The organism is Micromonospora sp. NPDC050795 (assembly GCF_044456785.1).
Lineage (GTDB): Bacteria > Actinomycetota > Actinomycetes > Mycobacteriales > Micromonosporaceae > Micromonospora.
Genome location: NZ_JBITGE010000032.1, coordinates 37,706 through 57,602, shown reverse-complemented (window position 1 = coordinate 57,602; position 19,897 = coordinate 37,706). Strand labels below are relative to the sequence as shown.

17 protein-coding genes and 1 tRNA gene are annotated in these 19,897 nt (G+C 73.5%); 14 read left to right on the top strand and 4 right to left on the bottom strand.

Annotated elements, in window-relative coordinates; genetic code table 11:
• Positions 1 to 37 precede the first annotated feature (37 nt).
• From ACIBEF_RS25145 to ACIBEF_RS25105, 9 genes are all read left to right on the top strand, one after another.
• The gene (locus ACIBEF_RS25145) at positions 38 to 835 is read left to right on the top strand and encodes an ABC transporter permease (RefSeq protein ID WP_396795591.1); all 798 of its coding nucleotides are present in this window, start codon (positions 38 to 40) and stop codon (positions 833 to 835) included.
• Complete coding sequence (locus ACIBEF_RS25140) at positions 832 to 1,578, top strand: phosphatase PAP2 family protein (RefSeq protein WP_396795590.1); 747 nt, start codon at positions 832 to 834, stop codon at positions 1,576 to 1,578. Before ACIBEF_RS25145 ends, ACIBEF_RS25140 begins: the two co-directional genes overlap by 4 nt.
• 272 nt (positions 1,579 to 1,850) lie before the next feature.
• Complete coding sequence (locus tag ACIBEF_RS25135; RefSeq protein ID WP_396795589.1) at positions 1,851 to 2,687, top strand: undecaprenyl-diphosphate phosphatase; 837 nt, start codon at positions 1,851 to 1,853, stop codon at positions 2,685 to 2,687.
• A 106-nt stretch (positions 2,688 to 2,793) separates the two neighbouring features.
• On the top strand, positions 2,794 to 4,050 hold the full coding sequence (gene eno, locus ACIBEF_RS25130) for a phosphopyruvate hydratase (protein WP_396795588.1): 1,257 nt from the start codon (positions 2,794 to 2,796) through the stop codon (positions 4,048 to 4,050).
• 67 nt (positions 4,051 to 4,117) lie between these two features.
• Entirely contained in the window at positions 4,118 to 4,855 is a 738-nt protein-coding gene (locus ACIBEF_RS25125) for a hypothetical protein (protein WP_396795587.1), read from the top strand.
• A 146-nt stretch (positions 4,856 to 5,001) separates the two neighbouring features.
• Complete coding sequence (gene crcB / locus ACIBEF_RS25120) at positions 5,002 to 5,487, top strand: fluoride efflux transporter CrcB (protein WP_396795586.1); 486 nt, start codon at positions 5,002 to 5,004, stop codon at positions 5,485 to 5,487.
• Positions 5,484 to 5,825, top strand: a complete 342-nt coding sequence (locus ACIBEF_RS25115; RefSeq protein ID WP_396795585.1) for a DUF190 domain-containing protein — start codon at positions 5,484 to 5,486, stop codon at positions 5,823 to 5,825. Before crcB (ACIBEF_RS25120) ends, ACIBEF_RS25115 begins: the two co-directional genes overlap by 4 nt.
• Positions 5,822 to 6,196 carry a fluoride efflux transporter CrcB gene (gene crcB / locus ACIBEF_RS25110; protein ID WP_396795584.1) on the top strand — a complete coding sequence of 125 codons (375 nt, stop codon included), beginning with the start codon at positions 5,822 to 5,824 and terminating at the stop codon, positions 6,194 to 6,196. Before ACIBEF_RS25115 ends, crcB (ACIBEF_RS25110) begins: the two co-directional genes overlap by 4 nt.
• 59 nt (positions 6,197 to 6,255) lie before the next feature.
• Positions 6,256 to 6,624: a hypothetical protein gene (locus tag ACIBEF_RS25105; RefSeq protein WP_396795583.1), complete on the top strand. Its 369-nt coding sequence runs from the start codon at positions 6,256 to 6,258 to the stop codon at positions 6,622 to 6,624.
• Between the two features lie 148 nt (positions 6,625 to 6,772).
• Here the strand turns inward: ACIBEF_RS25105 and ACIBEF_RS25100 are convergent, their stop codons facing one another.
• From ACIBEF_RS25100 to ACIBEF_RS25085, 4 genes are all read right to left on the bottom strand, one after another.
• Positions 6,773 to 7,597 carry a sulfite exporter TauE/SafE family protein gene (locus tag ACIBEF_RS25100; protein WP_396795582.1) on the bottom strand — a complete coding sequence of 275 codons (825 nt, stop codon included), beginning with the start codon at positions 7,595 to 7,597 and terminating at the stop codon, positions 6,773 to 6,775.
• A 198-nt stretch (positions 7,598 to 7,795) separates the two neighbouring features.
• Positions 7,796 to 8,833, bottom strand: coding sequence for a tyrosine-type recombinase/integrase (locus ACIBEF_RS25095; RefSeq protein ID WP_396795581.1), 1,038 nt, complete (start codon positions 8,831 to 8,833; stop codon positions 7,796 to 7,798).
• A complete protein-coding gene (locus ACIBEF_RS25090) occupies positions 8,830 to 9,306 on the bottom strand; it encodes a hypothetical protein (RefSeq protein WP_396795580.1) in 477 nt (158 codons plus the stop codon). Before ACIBEF_RS25090 ends, ACIBEF_RS25095 begins: the two co-directional genes overlap by 4 nt.
• A 139-nt stretch (positions 9,307 to 9,445) precedes the next feature.
• Positions 9,446 to 9,532 (bottom strand) — tRNA-Leu (locus ACIBEF_RS25085).
• Positions 9,533 to 9,764: 232 nt separating this feature from the next.
• Between ACIBEF_RS25085 and ACIBEF_RS25080 the strand changes: the two genes are divergently transcribed.
• From ACIBEF_RS25080 to ACIBEF_RS25060, 5 genes are all read left to right on the top strand, one after another.
• Positions 9,765 to 12,527: a tetratricopeptide repeat protein gene (locus ACIBEF_RS25080; RefSeq protein WP_396795579.1), complete on the top strand. Its 2,763-nt coding sequence runs from the start codon at positions 9,765 to 9,767 to the stop codon at positions 12,525 to 12,527.
• A 193-nt stretch (positions 12,528 to 12,720) separates the two neighbouring features.
• A complete protein-coding gene (locus tag ACIBEF_RS25075) occupies positions 12,721 to 15,336 on the top strand; it encodes a fibronectin type III domain-containing protein (RefSeq protein WP_396795578.1) in 2,616 nt (871 codons plus the stop codon).
• A 27-nt stretch (positions 15,337 to 15,363) separates the two neighbouring features.
• Positions 15,364 to 16,359 (top strand): MoxR family ATPase, encoded by a 996-nt coding sequence (locus tag ACIBEF_RS25070; RefSeq protein ID WP_124777372.1) that lies wholly within the window; start codon positions 15,364 to 15,366, stop codon positions 16,357 to 16,359.
• A gap of 14 nt (positions 16,360 to 16,373) precedes the next feature.
• Entirely contained in the window at positions 16,374 to 17,546 is a 1,173-nt protein-coding gene (locus ACIBEF_RS25065) for a DUF58 domain-containing protein (RefSeq protein WP_396795577.1), read from the top strand.
• Entirely contained in the window at positions 17,540 to 19,876 is a 2,337-nt protein-coding gene (locus tag ACIBEF_RS25060) for a transglutaminaseTgpA domain-containing protein (protein ID WP_396795576.1), read from the top strand. Before ACIBEF_RS25065 ends, ACIBEF_RS25060 begins: the two co-directional genes overlap by 7 nt.
• Positions 19,877 to 19,897: the final 21 nt, after the last annotated feature.

The following is a 19,897-nucleotide window of genomic DNA, read 5'->3' as shown; positions in this document are numbered from 1 at the left end:
CCGTACTGCGGCCCGCCGACGCGGGTGGGCGGACGCGGTGACCGTGTCGGGCGCGTCGGTGACGGCGGGGCCGCGGCTGGCAGTGGTTCTGTTGGTGTTGACGGTGGTGGCCGCTGCGGTGGCTGGGTTCGGCCGGCTCGGTCATGCCCGGCAGATCGGTGTGGCCGCGGTGCGCGCTGCCGGGCAGTTGGCGGCGGTGTCGCTGCTGATCGGTGCGATCGTCGCTTCGGCGTGGTTCACCGCCGGGTTCGTGGTGGTGATGGGTGTGGTCGCGGCGTGGACGTCGGGCCGGCGGATAACCGGCCGGGGCGGTCAGTGGTGGGCGGCGCTGCCGATCGCGGTGGGCAGTGTTCCGGTTGTCGTGGTGGTGGTCGCGGTGGGGCTGGTGCCGGCGCGGGGGATCGCGGTCGTCCCGGTGGCGGGGATCCTGATCGGCGGGGCGATGACCGCGACGTCCCTGGCGGGGCGGCGTGCGGTGGATGAGCTGTCGGCCCGCCGCGGCGAGGTCGAGGCCGCCCTCGCGCTGGGTTTGAGTGATCGGGACGCGGCGCTGGAGATCTGCCGGCCGGCCGCCGGTCAGGCGCTGGTGCCGGCGTTGGACCAGACCCGCACGGTCGGGTTGGTCACCCTGCCCGGCGCCTTTGTCGGGGTGCTGCTCGGCGGGGGTAGTCCGCTGGCCGCCGGAGCGGCCCAGTTGTTCGTGCTCGTCGGTCTGCTCGCCGTGGAGGCGATCGCGGTGGTGGTGACCGTCGAGCTGGCCGCCCGGGGCCGGCTGCGCCGGTCTACCGCCGGACCACCCCGGTCACGGCGACGTTATGCAGGGAGTGTCCAGTGAACGAGTCAGCGGGCCGGCGGGTCGGGGCGGCGGCGGGCGGTGCCGCCCCGTCGTGGCGGTGGGCGGTGGTGGCCGTCGCGGCGTTCACCACGCTGGCGGTCACGTACCCGATGCTGGTGGACGTCGACGGGTACGGGCACGGGTGGGCGCTGGCGCACCGCAGTGGTGTGGTGGCCGCTGTGGCGGCGTCCGTGACCCGGGGTGGGCAGTTCACGCTGCTGCTGCCGGTGGTCCTGGCGGTCGGGTTCGGCGCGGCGTCCGGCGGCGCCCGGCGGCGGCTGCGGGCGGCCGCCGGCCTCGTCGCGGTGTTCACCGCCGGAACACTGCTGCGCTGGGCGGTGGCGGAGATGATCGCCCGGCCGCGACCGCCTCGGGTCGAGTGGATCGGGCCCGCGTCCGGATACGCGTTCCCGTCCGGCCACACCACCATCGCGACGCTCGGCGCCGGGGTGATCGCCTGGGCGTTGACCCGCCGGTGGAGCCAGGCACCCGTTCGGGCGGTGATCTGGGCGGGCGCCGCCGGCTACGCGCTGGCCGTCGGCTGGTCGCGGGTATGGCTGGGCGTGCACTGGCCCACCGACGTGGTGGGCAGTTGGTTGCTGGCGGTGGGGTGGCTGGTGGGCATCCGGTGGGCGCTGCTCACGGCGTCCCGCCGGCGCGGGGGCGGCGCGGCCCGGCACACGTCGGGCCAGGCGCGGACGCCGGCGGCATCGGCCACGGACGAGACGGCGCCACGCCCGTGAGTCGGCGGCGGCGACACCGCGGCACCGGTACGCGGGGGCGACCGTCGGGTCGGCTAGGGTGCGAGGGTGGGACGGTGATCGTTCCCTCCGGCGGTGGGGCCCGCCGGCCCGGATCAGGTCCGGGAAGCCCGTGGCGTCCGGCCACCAACGGTCCCTACCGGTGCGCAGGTCCACTGGTGGGAGACGAGCATGCACATTTTTGACCGTGATGGCTGCGGGAACGGCGCGGCCATGTCGCCGTGTGGCCGGGCTGATGCGCGGGGTGAGCGCCGGTGAGCGTGATCAGCCCGCTCGACGCCGTTCTGCTCGGGGTGGTGGAGGGCGTCACCGAGTTCCTGCCGATCTCCTCCACCGGCCACCTCAAGATCACCGAAGGGTTGCTGGGCGTGCCGGTGGGTGACCCGGCGGTCATCGGTTTCACCGCCGTCATCCAGGTCGGGGCGATCGCCGCGGTACTGGTCTACTTCTTCACCGACATCGTCCGCTTCCTCACCGCGTGGTGGCGAGGGCTGTTCAACCCGGGGCTGCGCGGGTCCCACGACTACCGGTTCGCCTGGTGGATCCTCTACGCCACGTTGCCGGTGGTGGTGGTCGGCCTGCTCGCCAAGCCGCTGATCGACGGTCCACTGGCGTCGTTGTGGGTGGTGGCCGGCTCGCTGGTCGTCGGCAGCGTGGTCATGTGGGTGGCCGACCGCTGGGGCCGGCACTCCCGCGGCGAGGGCGACGTCACGCTGGTCGACGCGATGCTCGTCGGCGCTTCGCAGATCCTGGCGCTGCTGTTCGCCGGGTTCTCCCGCTCCGGGGCGACGATGTCGGTCGGGCTGCTGCGCGACCTGGACCGGGTGGCCGCGACCCGGCTGTCGTTCTTCCTGTCGATCCCGGCGCTGACCGGTGCCGGGATCTACGAGTTGAAGGACGCCGCGGGCGGCACCGTCGGGGTGTGGTCGCTGGTGATCGGCACGGTGGTGTCGTTCGTGGTGGCGTACGCGTCGATCGCGTGGCTGCTGCGGTTCATCGCCCGGCACACGTTCACCACCTTCGTGGTCTACCGTCTCGCGGTCGCGGCCGCACTCTTCGCCCTGCTGGGAACCGGCGTCCTGCACGCCTGATTGCCACCGCGTCCGGACCAGTGGGGCCGGGAAGGGCTTGCGGGCATCCGGGCAGGATGCAGACTGGGTAACGGCCACGACACACACACCGTTGGAGGAATCTCGGATGGGACTGCGGATCGCGTCGGTGCGGGCGGTGGAGATCCTCGACTCGCGGGGCCGACCCACCCTGTCGGTCACTTTGAACACCGCCGACGGGCACAGCGTCTGGGCCGGAGTGCCCTCGGGGGCATCCACCGGCAGCGGCGAGGCCGTGGAGCTGCGCGACGGGGACAAGGACCGCTATGGCGGCAAGGGCGTCCTAACCGCGGTCGGGCACGTCAGTACGGAGATTTCCGACGCGCTCGCGGGGCGGGACTTCACGGACCTGGCGGCGCTGGACGAGGCGCTGGTCGACCTCGACGGCACCGAGAACAAGTCCCGGCTGGGCGCCAACGCGATCGTCGGTGTGTCGATGGCCGCCGCGCGGGCATTCGCGCAGCTGGCCGGGGTGCCGTTGTGGCGTTATCTCACGCCGGACGGGGTGCAGCCGCGGCTGCCGGTGCCGCACTTCAACGTGGTCAACGGCGGCGCGCACGCGCCGAACCGCCTCGATTTCCAGGAGTTCATGATCGCTCCGGTCGGGGCGCCGACTCTCGCCGAGGCGGTCCGCGCCGGGGCGGAGGTGTACGCGGCGCTGCGCGCCCGCCTCGCCGAGGCCGGCTTCGCCACCGGGCTGGGTGACGAGGGTGGTTTCGCCCCCGACATCGTGCAGCCCGAGCAGGTGCTGGACACCCTCGTCGCGGCGATCGGCGACGCCGGCTACACCGCCGGCCGCGACGCGGTGGCGATCGCGCTGGACCCGGCGGCAAGCGAGTTTCACCGCGACGGCCGCTATCACGTCGCCGGGGAGGCCCTGTCGGCTGAGGAGATGATCGACAGGTACGCCGCGATCGTCGACCGGTACCCGGTGTGGAGCATCGAGGACGGCCTGGCCGAGGACGACTGGGACGGCTGGGTGCGACTCACCGACAGGCTCGGCGACCGGGTGCAAATCGTCGGAGATGACCTGTTGGTCACCAATCCGGTCGTCGTGTCCCGGGCGATCGAACGGCGGGCCGGCACCGCCGCCCTGATCAAGGTCAACCAGATCGGCACGGTCACCGAGACCCTCGACACCATGCGGATCTGCCGGCAGGCCGGCTGGGCGCAGATGGTGTCACACCGCTCCGGGGAGACCGCCGACGCGTTCATCGCCGACCTGGCCACCGGCGCCGGCTGCGGTCAGCTCAAGACCGGCGCCCCCGCTCGGGGTGAGCGGGTGGCCAAGTACAACCGGCTCATCGAGATTGAAGCCGACAGCTCGCTGGCGTACGGCCTGTGAGCCGCCCACGCGGGGCAGACAGCGCATACTGAACCCACCGGCGACCCGGTGGATCGGGGTGGGGACGATGAGTCGCACCAGCGTGCACGAGGCAGCCGTCCTGCGCCAAGGCGGCCATTGTCACCCTCGGCAGGGGGCGTGCCTGGTAGAGATCGCCGCGACCCTCTCCGGCGGGCGGTGGACCGACCACCCCACCACCATCGACCCGGCTCTGGCTGCCGTGGCCCGGGCCGTCAACGACCGCAGCAGCGACGCGGGCCGGCCCGACCTGCTCGCCCTCGCGCCCTGGCTGCCCCGACCAGCAGCCACCACCAGCTCGGCGGCCACCGCGAGGATCGTGACGGTAGTGGGTCGGCGAGGACTGGCTGTCGCTGATGCCGGCACCGCCGCCCGCCTGGCCCCGGACCTCGCCACCATCGCCACCGCCGACAGCACGGCCTCGGGCTGGGCTGCGTACCAGCGGCGCCGCCGCGCCGCCCGCGTAATCCGCCTCGCGGTCCGGGCCGTGGCCCGCACCGGCGACCCAGCGCTATGGTCGCTGCTGCGCGAGGCGATCACTATCGCCCGCGCCGCCGACGGCCTGGCCGCGCTACCCGAGCGCGGTGACCTGGCGCGGCTGGGCGGGTGGCCGGAGCGGCTGCCGATCCACGTGCAGATCCGGGTTCCCGACGGTGGGGAATCCACCTACTACCACTGCACACCGGTGCTGGACCGCTGGCCCGCGACCCTGGTGCGGGACTGGGCCGTGCGCCGCGCCGAGCTGGACCTCATCACCGCGGAAGGCGGGGGCCGGGTGACGCGCTGAGCACACCGCGGCGCTATCCTCGGCGGGAGGCACCACCCGTGCCCGCGGCGGTGGGGCCCGCCGCCCCCGCCGATAGCGGGGACAACCGCGGCGCACCGCCGCCAACGGTCCCTACCAGAGCCACGCTGACTGGTAGGAGTAGACCCGTGCGGCCCGATCAGCTGCCCACCAACCCCGACGTCGACCTGCGCGTCGCCCGGCAACGCGCCGAGCTGCGCCGCGGCACCGCCAGCCTGCTCGCCACCATCGCCGCCGGCGGCGTGATCGGCGCAGTCGTCCGCTACGCACTCAGCGTGGCCTGGCCCCACGCCCCCGGCGAGTTCCCGTGGTCCACCTTCGTCACCAACGTCACCGGCTGCCTCCTCATCGGCGTGCTCATGGTCCTGATCACCGAAGCCTGGGCCGCGCCCCGCCTGGTCCGCCCGTTCCTCGGCGTCGGCGTCCTCGGCGGCTACACCACCTTCTCCACCTACGCCGTGGACATCCAACAGGCCGTCGCCGCCGGGCACCCCCGCACCGCGCTGGTCTACCTCGCCGGCACCCTCACCGCCGCCCTCGCCGCGGTCTACACCGGCATCATCCTCACCCGCCTGGCCACCCGCCAGCACCCCCGGCGAAAGGAGCACCGATGACCCTCCAAGGCCCCGCCACCCGCCTCACCATCTTCATCGGCGAGGACGACACCTGGCAGCACAAGCCGCTGTACCACGAGATCGTGCACCGCGCCCACGCCGCCGGGCTCGCCGGCGCCAGCGTGCTGCGCGGCATCGAAGGGTACGGCGCCTCCTCCCGGGTGCACACCACCCGCATCCTTTCCCTGTCGGAGGACCTGCCCATCGCCGTGATCATCGTCGACGCTGAGGACAGCATCCGCGCGTTCCTGCCCCAACTCGACGAACTGATCACCGAAGGGCTGGTGATCCTCGACCCCGTCGAGGTCATCCGCTACACCGGGCGGAGCCCGCAATGACCGTCGTCCTCGTCGCGCTCGGCGCCGCGTTCGGCGCACCTCTGCGCTACATGGTCGACCGCGCCGTGCAGGCCCGCCACGACTCCGTGTTCCCCTGGGGCACCTTCGCGGTCAACATCACCGGCTCACTCATCCTCGGCGTGCTCATCGGCGGCGCCGCGAACGGTGCCGTGCCCAGTTCCCTGATGGCCCTGCTGGGCATCGGCCTGTGCGGGGCGTTGAGCACCTACTCAACCTTCGGCTACGAGACCATCCGGCTGTTCGAGGAGGGCGCCCGCTTCTACGCGCTGCTCAACGCCACCGTCAGCATCATCGCCGGACTCGGCGCCGCGTTCGTCGGAGTCAGCCTCGCCGAGGCGATCTGGCCCTGACAGGCACTCACCGACAGCCGAGCAACCCGGCGGAGTCGAGTTGGCTGCTGGCGCAGCCCGTGTCCGCGCTGCCCCGCGCCCGCGACGACGAGCACCAGTCCAGCGATGACCAGGCGTGGGTGCCCGAGGCGTGCACGTTGCCGACCGTGGAACGGCCGCTGCGGCTTAGCGAGTTCGATGACCTGTTTGCGACCGCCTCACGCGATCAGCAGCGGCTGTCGCCGACCGCGCTGCGGTTGCGCCTGGATCGGACAGCCGAGACAACGGCGCGTGAGCTGACCGGCGGGGAGAGCTCGTGCTGCTCGTTCTTCTCGTTCGCCTTCACCGAAGACGGCAACGGGCTTCGCCTCGACGTGCAGGTTCCGGCCGCGCACGTCGAGGTCCTCGACGCGCTCGCGCAGCGGGCCGCCGCCAGGATGGCGGCGTGAGCGGCTTGCGCAGCTGTCAGGTCGCCGGGGCGGCCGGAGTGAATCTGCAGACGCTGCGCTACGACGAGCGCAGGGGCTATCAACTTTTACCGGATCAGGATGAGCCCGGTCAGCGTGGCTGGCCGCAAGCGCCCCGAGTGGCTGGCGGTCACTCGGCGGCGGAGTGGCGCCACACCTTGATCGAGGACAGGACCAGCAGGACGGCCAGGCCGGGCACGAGAACCGCGTCGGGGACGACACCGAGCAGCAGACCGCCGACGATGGTGCCGGTGATCGAACCGGCCGCGAGGACCCCGGTGAGGCGGGCGTGACGGCGCAGCACGATGAAGCTGCCGTCGCGGCTGTAGCGGGCGAACGCGACCAGCATGGTCGGCAGCGACACGGCCAGGGACAAGCTCCCGGCGACCTTGATGTCCGTGCCGAACAGCAACACGATCGTCGGGATGAGCAGTTCCCCGCCGGCCACGCCCATGATCGCGGCGACGACACCAATCAGAAATCCGGCGACCACGCCGACGACGAGCACCACGGCCGGGGCGAGAACGACATGGTGCAGGGTCCCGGTGTGGTTGCCGATCAGTGCCAGGGCGATGACAACCAGGAGCACGGCCAGGACCCGGAAGAGGGTGGCCGAACGCATCCGGGTGGCCCACGACGCGCCGGCCCAGGCGCCGGCCAGGCTGCCGAGCAGCAGGTTGGCAACCACGCTCCAGTGCGGGGTGAGGTCGGACAACGGGACCGCAGCGAACCGGGCGGGTATCGCGGTGAGGACCACGACCAGGCTCAGCGCCTTGTTGAGGATGACGGCCTGCAGGGCGGCGAACCCGAACAGCATGATCAGCAGTGGGAGCCGGAATTCGGCACCACCGAGGCCGATCATTCCGCCGAGCACGCCGACGGCCGCGCCGGCGGCGAACGCCAGGGGCAGCCAGGTTCGGGTGTTACGACGCTCGGGCGTCTGCGAGGCCTGCACGCCTGGACCCTACGAGGGCGGCGACGGCCAGCAGAAGATCACGTTCGCTCCGGCCGCCACTCGGCCGTCCTGCCGCACCACACGCGGCGGGCACCAGGAACGGAACGTCAACACTTCGCTGACGGCTACTCGTTCTCCATGCAGCGATCGAACGGTGCCAGCAGAACTGCGCGCTCGCGCGAGGCGGATTGGTGGCTGTCACCCCTCGCCCAGATGGGCCTGCCGTTTTGGTGCGACCGCCAGTGGGTGGGGTTGGCCGGTGAGGGCGGTCAGGGCGGCGGCGACGGCGTGCAGGTCAGCCTTGATGTAGGTGGTGGTGGCGGGTCCGCGGCGGTCGGTGTGCCCGGCGTAGGCGCGGGCGATGCCGTAGCCGAAGTGCCGCTCCGCCCAGGTGAGGGTGGTGTGGCGCAGCCAGTGGGTGGTGACCCCCTGGGCGGCAACCCACGGTAGCTGCCGGCCGACGCGTTTCCACAGCAGGTCGTAGCGTCGGTAAGTGGCGGGTTGGCCGTTGCGGTAGCGCAGCAGCGCATCGGTCGGTGCGACGGCGCCGCGGGCCCGGGCGTGATCGTTTAGTCGGCTGGCGAGCATCGGTGTGATGGGCTGCCAGCGTTGCGTGCCGCCCTTCTCAGACAGGCGGATCAGCGCATGGTCGGTGTCGAGGTCGATCAGGCGCAGCGCGAGAGCGCCGCCGCGTCGGCAGGCGGTCTCGGTGTGCAGGCGCAGCAGCAGCGCGTCGAGGATGGTGTCGTTGCCGCCGCTGCGGGCGGCGGCGTTGATGGCGGACAGTTCGTCGGCGGTGAGGGCGCGGCGGGTGTTGGGCAGCCGGCGGGGTTTGCGAACCCGGTGGGCCGGGCTGTCCACGGCGGTCAGGTAGCCGTCGGCGATGGCCCGGTTGTAGAAGGCGCGGGCGGCGGCGATCAGGTGCTCGCCGGCGTGCCGGCCGTGTCGGGAGTTGCGGCGGGATCGGGCGCCTGCGGCGGCCTGTCGCATGAGGGCTTCGATGTCGCTGGCCCGTACCGCGTCGATGCGCCGATCGCCGAGGGCTGCGTCCATTCGTCTCCAGGAGCTGCTGTAGGTGCGTCGGGTGCCCGGGCTCGCCGCGGCGACCACAGCTGGAAGGTACTCGGCGACTGTCGGCACGGTGGGCCGGTTACTGTCGGTGAGGTCGGCGGCGGTGAGGCCGAGGTGCTCGAGCATCGCTCGGGCGGTGGCGACACGATCGGGATCCGTGGTCATGAGGGCTCTGCGAGGATGCGGGCGTGCAGGTCGGCCAGGACCGCCGTGATGGTGTTTGAGGGGTGCACGACAATGCGGTTCTGGCGGGGCAGGGCGGCCAGGAGGACGGGTTCGCCGGGGGCGATGCCGCACAGGTGTCGGGCGGCGGCGGGTAAGGGCAGCTCTTCGCGGGTGCCCACGACGTGCGCGCCATCGGCGGCCGGGGTGATCAGGATTGCGGCGGTCACGACGTCGATGTGCAGCGTGAGGCCCGGTGTCCAGCCCAACGCCCGCAGCAGCGCCCGAGCGGTGACCCGGCCGGCGGCGTCGGGTCGGCCCACGTCGAACAGCACGCCATCACCCGTGCGGGCGGCGGGCGCGGGCAATGTCGGCAGCGGCAGCCGCTCCGGCGACGCGACCGGCAGTGGGGTGGGTATGAGCGCCTCGACGAGCTGCTCGTCGGGCCGGCGAGGGCGCGGCCTGCCGGGGCTCACCTAGGCCCCCGCCAGCACGAGGGCGAGGGTGTCAGCGCAGGTGGCGCCGGCTCCCTGGGGTCGGTGCGCACATATGAGACGTCGCGGCTCGCGTCCCCACGCGAGAGGAAATTGATCTCGCGTGGAAATCCACGAACTGTGGTGTCCGAGGGGGGACTTGAACCCCCACACCCTATACGGGTACTAGCACCTCAAGCTAGCGCGTCTGCCATTCCGCCACCCGGACCTACACGTTCAGCCTACCTTGCCGACCAGATGATCTTTCATCCGGTGGTCAGCACAGCGGGCCGCACGGGGAGTTACTGTACACGCCACTCGTGGATCATGCACATCGCCTTCCGTTGCCTCTCCCCTGGCGCTTCCGGCGCTGCTCAAGCCGCCTCAAAACGGCCGCACCGACACACCGTCGGGGCGTGTCCGGGTAGCGTCCGGCGGCCCTGTGACGGCAGCATTGCCACGTGTCCCATCCCTCCCCTCTGGCAGCCGCCCAGCACCGAGCCCTCGCCCTGCGCGCCGCGGGCGACCTCAGCGCCGCCCGGCAACTGCTCGCGGAGGTCGTCGAATCCGCTCCCCCGCCGTACGGTGACGACCATCCCGAGGTGCTGCACACCGCGCACCTGCTGGCACGGCTGCACCGGGAGGGGGACGATCCGCTCGCCGCCCGCCGGGTGTTGGAGGAGGCGTTCGCGGCGGGCGAGCGGCGCTGGGAGCACTCCGACCCGCTGATGCTCGCCCTCGCCTTCGAACTCGCCGAGGTGGCCGAGGAACTCGGCAACCGGCACGAGGCCCGCCGCAACTACACCCGCGTCGCCACCGCCGGGCCCGCCGCGCTGGGAGAGAACCACCCGGCGGTACGCGCAGCCCGCGACTACCTCGGCCCACCCCCGCCACCCCCGGGCGAGCAACACCCCGCCCCGGTGACCGAGCCGGGCGCCCGGTCGGCGCTGTCCGGCCCGACCCTGTCGCTGGCGACCCTCGCCGCGATGCGGCCAACCGCCGACGGCCCGCCGCCCGCCGTCTCACCCTGGGCGCCGCAACCGCCGGCCGCACCCCCACAAACCCCTCCGGCGGTACGCGCACCCGCCACACCCACGTCGCCCGGCAACGCCACCCCGGCACCGGTGCCAGCCCCTCGGGCGACGCCCGTTCAGCCGGCAGTCCCCTCGATGCCCGTTCAGCCGGCAGTCCCCTCGATCGCGCCAGCGCCGCCCGACCCGTCGACGGCCGCACCCCGACCTGCGACGCCGCCCGACCCGTCGACGGCCGCACCCCGACCTGCGACGCCGCCCGACCCGTCGACGGCCCCAACCCGACCTGCGACGCCGCCCCGCCCGCGCACCGAAGCGCCACCGCGGGCGAGCGTGACGCCGCCCCGTCAACGCCCCAACGAGCAACCGTCCGGACCGTCCCGCCCAGCGGCCGGCCCGATGCCCCGGCCGAGGGCTGAAGACCAGCCGGCGACGCCGGCCGAGCAGCGGTCACCAGACCGACCGCCGTCCGGGCCGACCGTGGCACCACGCCAACGAGTGGGCGGTCACGCGACCCCGCCGGTGGCCGACGTGCCACCCGCGACGTCGACCCCAACCGCCCCGGCGTCGACCGCCCCGCCGGCGACACCGGCGGTGCCGGCACCTCGCTGGGACAACCCCACCATCCAGGTACGGCAGATCGAACCGCTGCTCGCCGAGGAAGCCGCCCGAGCCGCCGACCGGCCAACCTCGCCGAGCGAATCGCACAACGTGTCCGGCTCGGAGGCGACATCATCGGGCAGCCCCTCCCCGACCGTCGGCCAACCAGGGCCGGCGTATCCGGTGAGCGGGCCACCGGCCCAGCCCATCAGCGCACCGCCGGTGACTCCGTCTCCGATCTCCGCGCCCCCCAGCCAGCCGTACCCGGTCTCGGGACCGCCGGCCCACACCTACCCCGTGTCCGCACCACCCGGCTACGCCCAACCCGTATCCGCACCACCCGGGCACACCTACCCCGTGTCCGCACCGCCCGGTTTCGGGCCGCCCGTCTCGGGGCCGCCCTACGGGCCGCCCGTCTCCGCGCCTCCGGTGAGCGCACCACCCGTACCGCCCTGGGGGTTGACCGCACCGCCCTGGAGCAGCAGCGCCCCACCGCAGCCCCTGCCAACTCCAGGTGCCGACTCCCCCACCCAGACCACTACGGCTGCGCAGACAGCCACCGCCGGGCAGGCCCCGGCGGCTGGGCAGACCATGATGGACGCGGGCGGTACCGGCGCGGACGTCGACTCTGGCCTGGGCATCCTCGACGCCCCGGTGACGCCGACTCAGCGGGCCCCTGGCGCGCTGTCCGACCAGACCGTGGTGTTGCCGTCCGTTCCGGCGCAGCGCGGCCCGGCCGGGGTCGACACCAGTCCGGGCTGGCCCGCCGTCCAGCCCGCCCCGACGGCCCCGCAGACGCACCTCACCGCCGCGCACACGCACCCCACCGCCGCGCAGGCGCACCTCACGGCCGCCCAGGCGAACCCGGGCATCGCTGAGGCGGGACCCATCGCGCAGCCGAGCCCCGCTGCGCAGCCGGCCTGGCCCCCGTCCGTCGGCGCTGACCCGGCGCTGGCACCGCCAGCCGCACCGCCGCCGGTGCAGCAGTACCACCACCAGCCACCCCAGGGGTCGTACCCGGCCCAGGACCAGCACCAGCACCAGCACCAGGCGCCGTACCCGGGTCAGGAGTACCGCCCGGTGCCGGACGCGTACCGGCCGGCGTACGCCGATGGTGGTGGGTCGACGGGCCGCAACCGGGCGGCGCTGGTCGGCGCGGTCGTGGCGGCCGGGGTGGCCGTCGTGGCGGTGGCGGGCCTGGGTGCGGTGATGCTGACCCGCGACGATCCGCCGCCGGCCGGGACCGCGCCGACGGCGGCGGCACCGACGGTGGCTGGGCTTCCGCCGGGCGATCTCACGCTGCGGGACGATTCGACCACGATCACGTTGACCTGGACGGACCCGACCGGCGGCGCGGTGCCGTTCATGGTGGCCGCGGGTCGGGCCGGGCAGGCCCTGGGCGTGATGGCCACCGTGGACCCGGGCCGGACCAGCTACACGGTCAACGGGTTGAACTCCCGAGTGGATCACTGTTTCACCGTGTTGGCGGTCTACTCGACTGACAGCTTTGCGACTTCTGGACAGGTGTGCACCGCGCGGGAGCGCGACGCCACGTCGAGCGGGGAGCCGTCCGGCCGGGCGTCGCCGCGCTGAGTCGCGCCGAAACCGCGCCGAGTCGAGCGGGAACCGGGCTGAGCTGGACGTCCACAACGCACACTCTCGGTATCCACAGGGGTGACGGTGCGGGTTCCCCCGCCACCACCAGCGCCATATGATGGCACCCGGCTCAGGGGAGGGGTTGCCGGAAGGCGCGCCACCTGCCACGACTCAGGGGAGGCAGCCGGCTGTGGCCAGCATCGACGACGCCGTACAGTCCGAGGCCCCCCGCTCCCGGTCCCGGCTGCGCGGTGGGCTGGTGACCGTCGGCACGGTGGCCGCGCTGTTGGCCGCCATGGGGCTGACCGTTCTCGGGTTGGGCGCGGCGGACAACGCGGTGGCCAACTACGACGCGAGCTCCTGGCTGTGGAGCGCGGCGCGCAGCGAGCTGGCCCGGGTCAACGGGGTCACCGCCCGGGTGGACACCCGCACGGAGATCCCCGGTGCCCGGCAGCATCCGATGCAGATCACCCAGACCGATCGGCTGCTGATCCTGCGCGACCTCCAGAGCGGGCAGGTCAGCTCCCTGGATCTGGCCACCCTCCAGCTCAGCGCGACCACCCGGACCACCCCCGGCCTGGGCGTCAGTGTGGCCCTGCACGAGGACGCGGCGTTCGTCGTCGACGCCGTGCAGGGCATCGTCCGCCAACTCGACCCGCGGTCGTTGACCCCGGTCGGCGAGCCGGTGCGCTATCCGCCGGGCATCACCGGTGGCACCTTCGACGGTAAGGGTCGACTCTGGATCGCGGTGCCCAGCCAGGGCACAGTCTCGGCGATCACCGCGGCCAAGCTGCCGTCCGCGCCGGCGACAGCCAGCGCCGGGCTCAGCCCGCAGCGGGTCGAGTCGTACGACGTCGCCGACGCCAGCCACGAGCTGGTGGTCTCCACGCTCGACGACGGGGTGGCGGTGCTCGACCGGACGGCAGGGAAGCTGGTGCGGGTGCAGCGCGGTGAGGTGCACCCGACAGCGCTGACGCTGTCCGGCCCGGCGGCGCTGCCCGCGCGTACCAGCGGCCCACGGGTGCCGGTCACGGTGACCGCCGACCGGCGGGTGCTGCTGGTGGGTGACGGTGGGCAGGAGAGCGCGTTCACCGTGCCGGGTGAGGGGGACCGACTCAGCCCGGCGGTGGCCTGGGCGAACCGGGTCTACTGCGCCGACGAGGCCACCGGCACCATCTACTCCTTCGACGCGGCGGGTCAGCTGGTCGAGACCATCCGTGGGCGGGCCAACGGGCCGCTGGAGCTGGAGGTCCGGGAGAACCACCTGTTCATCAACTCCCCCGACTCGTCGACCGCCCGGGTGGTGGACGACAAGCACCAGGTGCGCGAGGTCAACAAGTACGCCAACGACGTGCTCGGCGGTGACCCGCCGCCGGTTCCCCCGCCGCCGCCTCCGCCGAAGAAGCCGCGGGTGGGCAAGCCGAGCGCGCCGCGCAGCGTCACCGCCGCCGCCGGCAACGCCCAGGCGCGGGTGAGTTGGCGCCCGGCCGCCGCCAACGGTGCAGAGATCATCAAGTACGTGGTGCAGGGCGCCGGGCAGCGCCTGGAGGTGGGCGCGAACCAGCGGGCGGTGGAGGTCAAGGGTCTGACCAACGGCGAGACGTACCGGTTCGCTGTGCACGCCGTCAACGCCAAGGGCGACGGCCCGCCGCGCAACAGCAACCCGGTGACGCCGACGGCGGCGGTGCCCGACCCACCCGCGAGCGTCACGGCGCAGGAACGGCCGGACGGCACGGTCCTCGTCAAGTGGCCGGCGGCGAACGGGCAGGGCAACACCATCGCGAGGTACGCGGTGACGGCCAGTTCGGCGGGGACGAACGCGCCGGCCGGTGAGTCGACCAAGACGGAGCTGGTGGTGCCCGCCGGTGAGCTGGAGTTCGGCACCCAGTACGCGTTCACGGTGGTGGCGGTCAACAGCAAGGGCGCCGGGTCGGCGGCGTCACCGGTCAGCAACACCGTGGTGCCGTTCGCCGCGCCCGGTCGGCCGCTCGACCTGCGCGCCGGCACGGTCGCCAACCAGCCGGGCGCGGTGACGGTGCAGTGGGCGCCGGCCGAGGCCAACGGTCGGCCGGTGACGAAGTATTTGGTGGACGTCGGCGGGCGGGTCAGCGAGGTGACCGACACCCGCACGACCGTCACCGGGCTGGGCAACGGCCAGAACGTCACGGTGAAGGTGAAGGCGGTCAACGAGGCGGGGCCCGGCCCGGAGGCTACCGCCACGGCCCGCACGGTGGCCGAGCCACGGGTCACGGTCACCGGGTCGTCGTCGACAGCCACCGGGGCGACTGTCACGTTCACAGTGGACGCCGGTGGCGGTCAGGCCACCTGCACGCTGACCACGACGGGCGAACCGGCGAAGACCGGGGCGTGCTCCAGCATCACGATGACGGGCCTGACGCCGGGCACCACGTACACGTTCACGGTGACGGCGAGCAACGCCGCCGGCAAGGGCACCGCCACGAAGGCGCAGGCCACCCAGTCGCTGTACGGGATCGCGACCTGCCGCAACGGCGCGTCCGGGCCCGAGTCGACCTACTGTGACCGGGACCGGGAAGGCCGCAACGGCAACGAGGTCTTCAAGGTCACCCGGCAGGACAACGACCAGCAGGCCGGCTGGGCCAAGCCCGGCACCCGACTCCAGGCGTACTGCAAGAAGTCGGGCGAAGAGGTCTACGCCTACATCTACAACAACGAGAAGCGCAGCACCTGGTGGGTGCAGGTCAACTACAAGGGAAAGAACTACATCCCGTGGGCCTGGCTCAACCTGGAGGGCGGCGATGACATCAAGGTCCTGCCCACCTGCTGAACCACCAGGCGAGGAGCACCACCGACCGTGAACACCCACGAGCCGCTCACCCAGCCGGAGGTACAGGGCTTCGCCGCCCTGGCCGCCCGGCTGGCCGAGAACGTCAACGCCGTGGTGCTCGGCAAACCGCAGGTGGTGCGGCTAGCGCTGACCGCGCTCTTCGCCCAGGGTCACGTGCTGCTGGAGGACGTACCCGGGGTCGGCAAGACGACCCTGGCACGGGCCATCGCCGCCACGGTCAAGGGCGAGTGGCGGCGCATCCAGTTCACGCCCGACCTGCTCCCCTCGGACGTGTCCGGCGTGACGATCTTCAACCAGGCGACCCGGGACTTCGAGTTCCATCCGGGGCCGGTCTTCGCCAACATCGTCATCGCCGACGAGATCAACCGGGCGTCGCCGAAGACCCAGTCGGCGCTGCTGGAGGTGATGGAGGAACGGACGGTCACTGTGGACGGGGTCCGGCACCCGGTGCCGTCGCCGTTCCTGGTGGTCGCCACTCAGAACCCGGTGGAGATGGACGGCACCTACCGGCTGCCCGAGGCGCAGTTGGACCGTTTCCTGGTGAAACTCTCCGTGGGTTACCCGGACGAGGCCGTCGAGGTCGAGGTGCTGCGCGGCGCGACGGTGCGGTCCCCCGAGGCGCTCGCCCCGGTCACCGACACCGCCACCGTCGGCGAGATGGTCCGGATGGCCCGCCGGGTGCACATCGCCGAGCCGCTCTACGCGTACGCGGTCCGGTTGGCCGCTGCCACCCGCACCCACCCGCAGGTGCGCGTCGGCGTCAGCCCTCGGGGTGTGATCGCGTTGACCCGGGCGGCGTGCGCGTACGCGCTGATCGACGGGCGGGGCTGGATCATGCCGGAGGACCTGAAGGCGCTCGCCGAGGCGGTCTTCGCCCACCGGCTGCTGCTCACCCCGGACGCCCAAGTGCGCGGGATGACCCCCGCGGAGGTGCTGCGCCAGGCCGTCGCCTCGGTGCCGGTGCCGCTGCCGTCGGGGCAACCCGCTCCGGTGCAGGGCTGACCGGCAGCAGCGCGATGGGAATCACCGCCCGTGGGGTCGGGCTGCTCGTCGCCGCCGTGGTGCTGCTGGGGGCGGGTTTCCGGTTCGCGTACCCCGAGTTGACGGTGCTCGGTGCGGCGGCCGGCGCGGCCGTCGGCTACGCCGCGCTGGTCGCGGCCTGGCGGCCCCGCCTGACGGTGACCCGCCGTGCGGACCCGGACCGGGTGGCGCGCGGCGAGCCGGCGAGCATGGCGTTGACAGTGCGCAACACCGGGCGGCTGCGATCGGCGAACCTGCTGGCCGAGGACAGGTGCGGCCAGCGGACCGTGCCGGTGCCGGTGCTGCGCCTGCGACCCGGCCGGGACACCGAGGTCCGCTACGACGTGCCGACCGACCGTCGTGGGGTGGTGCCGGTTGGGCCGCTGCGGGTGACCCGCCGGGACCCGCTGGGGTTGGTGGCGCTGGCCCGCCCGTACGGTGCGGCGGTGCCGGTCTGGGTACACCCCCGGATCCATCCGCTGACGGCGGTGCCCAGAGGCACGGGGCGTAGCCTCGACGGCCGGGTGGACGGGGTCCCGCACGGGTCGATCACGTTCGACTCGCTGCGGGAGTACGTGGTCGGCGACGAGCTGCGCCGCGTGCACTGGCGCACCAGCGCCCGGGTGGGTGAGCTGATGGTGCGGGAGAACGTGGACACCAGCCTGCCGCGCCTGGTCGTCCTGCTGGACAACCGTTCCGCCGCGCACCCGCAGCGGGTCGGCGGGGTGGCGGAGTCGTTCGAGTCGGCGTGCGAGGCGGCGGCGTCGGTCGTCACCGCCGCGCACCGCGCGGACCTGCCGGTGCTGCTGCTCATGGTCGCCGCGGAACCGGCGGGGACCACGACACCTGACGGCGAGGCCGGCGGCGCGCTCGGGCCGCTGGACCGGCTCGCCGCCGCCGACCTGTCCGACGACGGTGACGCGGTGCGGGCGGCCACCACCCGACTGCGGCAGGACCGGCTCGGCGACACGCTGATCTTCCTGACCGGGCCCGGTGGCCGCGACGAGCTGGGGCACGTCGGCGCGCTGCGCGGGGCGTACCCGTCGGTGGTGGTCGCGGTGTTCGGCGCGGCCGAGCCGACGCCGCCGGGCACCGCGGGTCTCGTGGTCGTCGACGCGGCCGACGGCGCGCAGTTCGCCGCCGAGTGGGACGGGGTACGCCGGTGGTGACGCTCGCCGTGCGGGTGCTGCGGGCGGCAGTCCTGCCGCTGGCCCTGACCGGGCTGACGGCGCTCGCCGGGGTGGTGCTCGGCCGGGTGTACGCGGGCAACCTGCTGACCTGGCTGGTGATCGGCGCGGCGGCGGGTTCGGTGCTGGTCAGCGTGGCCGCCCGGCGGCTGCCGTCCTGGTTGGTGGCACCGGTGTCGGTGGCCGCGATGGCCGGCTGGACACTGTGGTCGCTGCGACTGGCCGCCACCCGCGCCGAGTTGCCGGGCGGCCTGCTGGAGGTCAGCGCGGACGCCGCTCGCAACGGCATCCCCCGGCTGCTCACCGCGATGATCCCGGTGGAGCCCACCCCGGACACCGTGCTGGTGCCGGTCGTCGCCGCCTGGCTGGCCGGGCTGACCGGCGCGGAGGTGGCGCTGCGCACCGGCCGGGTGCTGCTGGGCTACCTGCCGGCGGCCGGGCTCTACGCCGCCGCCCTCTACGTGGTCGGCCCGAACGCCGAACCGGCGGTGGGGTCGACAGTGGTGTTCGTCGCGGTCGCGGCCCTCGGCCTGGCCACCCCCACCGCGGCGGGCGGCGGCGATTCGAGCGCCGAGCTGACCCCCCGGGTACGCGCGGCGGTGCGACTGCGGCTGGCCACCAGCGCGGCGCTCGGGGTGGCACTGGTGGTCGGGCTGGTGGCGTTGCTCGGCCCGGTCGTCGCCGAGCAGGTCGACGGCCGGCCGGTGGACCCGCGCCGGTACGTGGAGCCACCGCAGGTGCAGACACTCGACGAGAACCCGCTGATCCGCATCTCCGGCTGGGCGCTGCACCCGGAGCAGAAACTGCTCGACGTGAGCACGGAACGCCCCGACGCACCGCCCGCCGGCCCTCCGCCGGAGGCCGATCCCGCGGCGGACACCGCGCGCAGTGTGCGGATCCGATTGGCGGTGCTCAGCGACTACGACGGGGTGACCTGGCGCGTCGGCGCGACGTACCGCAACGCCGGGCGGATCCTGCCGGCCGCTGCCGTGGCCCGCGACAGCACCGTGCGGACGGTCCGGCAGCAGATCAGCGTGGCCGAGTTGAGCGGTCGGCTGCTGCCCGCCGTGGCGACACCCCGGGAGGTCAGTGGCGCGCGGGTGGCGTACGACCCGGCGAGCGGGACGCTGATCCGACCGGAGGGGCTGACGCCGGGGCTGCGGTACGCGGTGACCTCCGCCGAGGAACGCCCCGACCAGAATCTGTTGGCCAGCGCGAACGTGCCCGCCGGCGAGGAGGTGGCCCGGGTGCTGCGGGTCGCCGACGGGGTGCCCGACCCGATGCGCCGGCTGGCCACCCAACTCGCCGAGGAGAACGGTGCCCCGTTCGCGCGGGCGTCGGCGATCGAGCAGTTCCTGGCCGAGCACTACCGGGTGGTGGCGGACGCCCCGAGCGGGCACGCGTACCCGAACCTGGGTTTCTTCCTGTTCGGGCCCCGCAACGGCGGCGGGCAGGAGGGCACCTCGGAGCAGTTCGCGGCGGCCTTCGCGGTCCTCGGCCGGCTCTCCGGGCTGCCCACGCGGGTGGTGGTGGGCTTCCGGACCAGCGGGCAGGGGCCGGTGCTGGCCGGTGACGCGTACGCCTGGCCGGAGGTGCTCTTCGACGGGCTGGGCTGGGTGTCGTTCGACCCGCTGCCCCGCCCCGACAACGAGCCGCGACCGGTCGAGGAGGACTTCCGCCCGACGCCGGAGGACCCGCCCCCGTCGGAGGCGCCGGCGCCGACCGCCGAGCCCAGCGCCTCACCGGAACCGGCGACCGCCGTCGACGCCCCGCCCGGCGACGACGGGGTCTCCACGCCGGTGCTGGTCGCCGGCGGCAGCGGCGGCCTGCTGCTGGTGGTGGGTGCGCTCCTGCTCACCCTGCTGGCGATGCGCCGCTCGCTGACCCGCGGCCGGCTCGTGCGGGGCGACCCCGGCCAGCGCATCGCCGGCACCTGGCGGGAGGTCACCGACGCGCTCCGGCTGGCCGGCAGACCGGTCGGCGACGACCTGGCCGCCACCGAGGTCGCCGGCCACGCCCACCAGACCCTCGCCGACGCCCGCCTCGCTCGAAGCGGAAATGACACGGTCGCTGTCACGCCCAGCGGCACGGCGCAGGCAGAAGCGTCCGGGCCGGCCGTCGACGAACTGGCCGACCTGCTCAACCAGGTGGGCTTCGCCCCCGGCGCCGCAACACCCGACCAGGCGGCTCGCGCCGCCGACGTCGCCACCGCCTACGTGACCACCCTGCGCTCCGCCCGCCCCTGGTGGCGCCGCCTGCTCTGGTCCGTGCACCCCACTCCCCTGCGCCACGCCCGGCGCTCCCCGCGCTGATCAAGAGCTTTGCGTCGGCAG

Coding starts and splice junctions, on each gene's coding strand:
- ACIBEF_RS25125 (WP_396795587.1), top strand. CDS start 4,118: ATGAGTCGCACCAGCGTGCACGAGGCAGCCGTCCTGCGCCAAGGCGGC.
- eno (WP_396795588.1), top strand. CDS start 2,794: ATGGGACTGCGGATCGCGTCGGTGCGGGCGGTGGAGATCCTCGACTCG.
- crcB (WP_396795584.1), top strand. CDS start 5,822: ATGACCGTCGTCCTCGTCGCGCTCGGCGCCGCGTTCGGCGCACCTCTG.
- ACIBEF_RS25095 (WP_396795581.1), bottom strand. CDS start 8,833: ATGACCACGGATCCCGATCGTGTCGCCACCGCCCGAGCGATGCTCGAG.
- ACIBEF_RS25115 (WP_396795585.1), top strand. CDS start 5,484: ATGACCCTCCAAGGCCCCGCCACCCGCCTCACCATCTTCATCGGCGAG.
- ACIBEF_RS25065 (WP_396795577.1), top strand. CDS start 16,374: ATGGGAATCACCGCCCGTGGGGTCGGGCTGCTCGTCGCCGCCGTGGTG.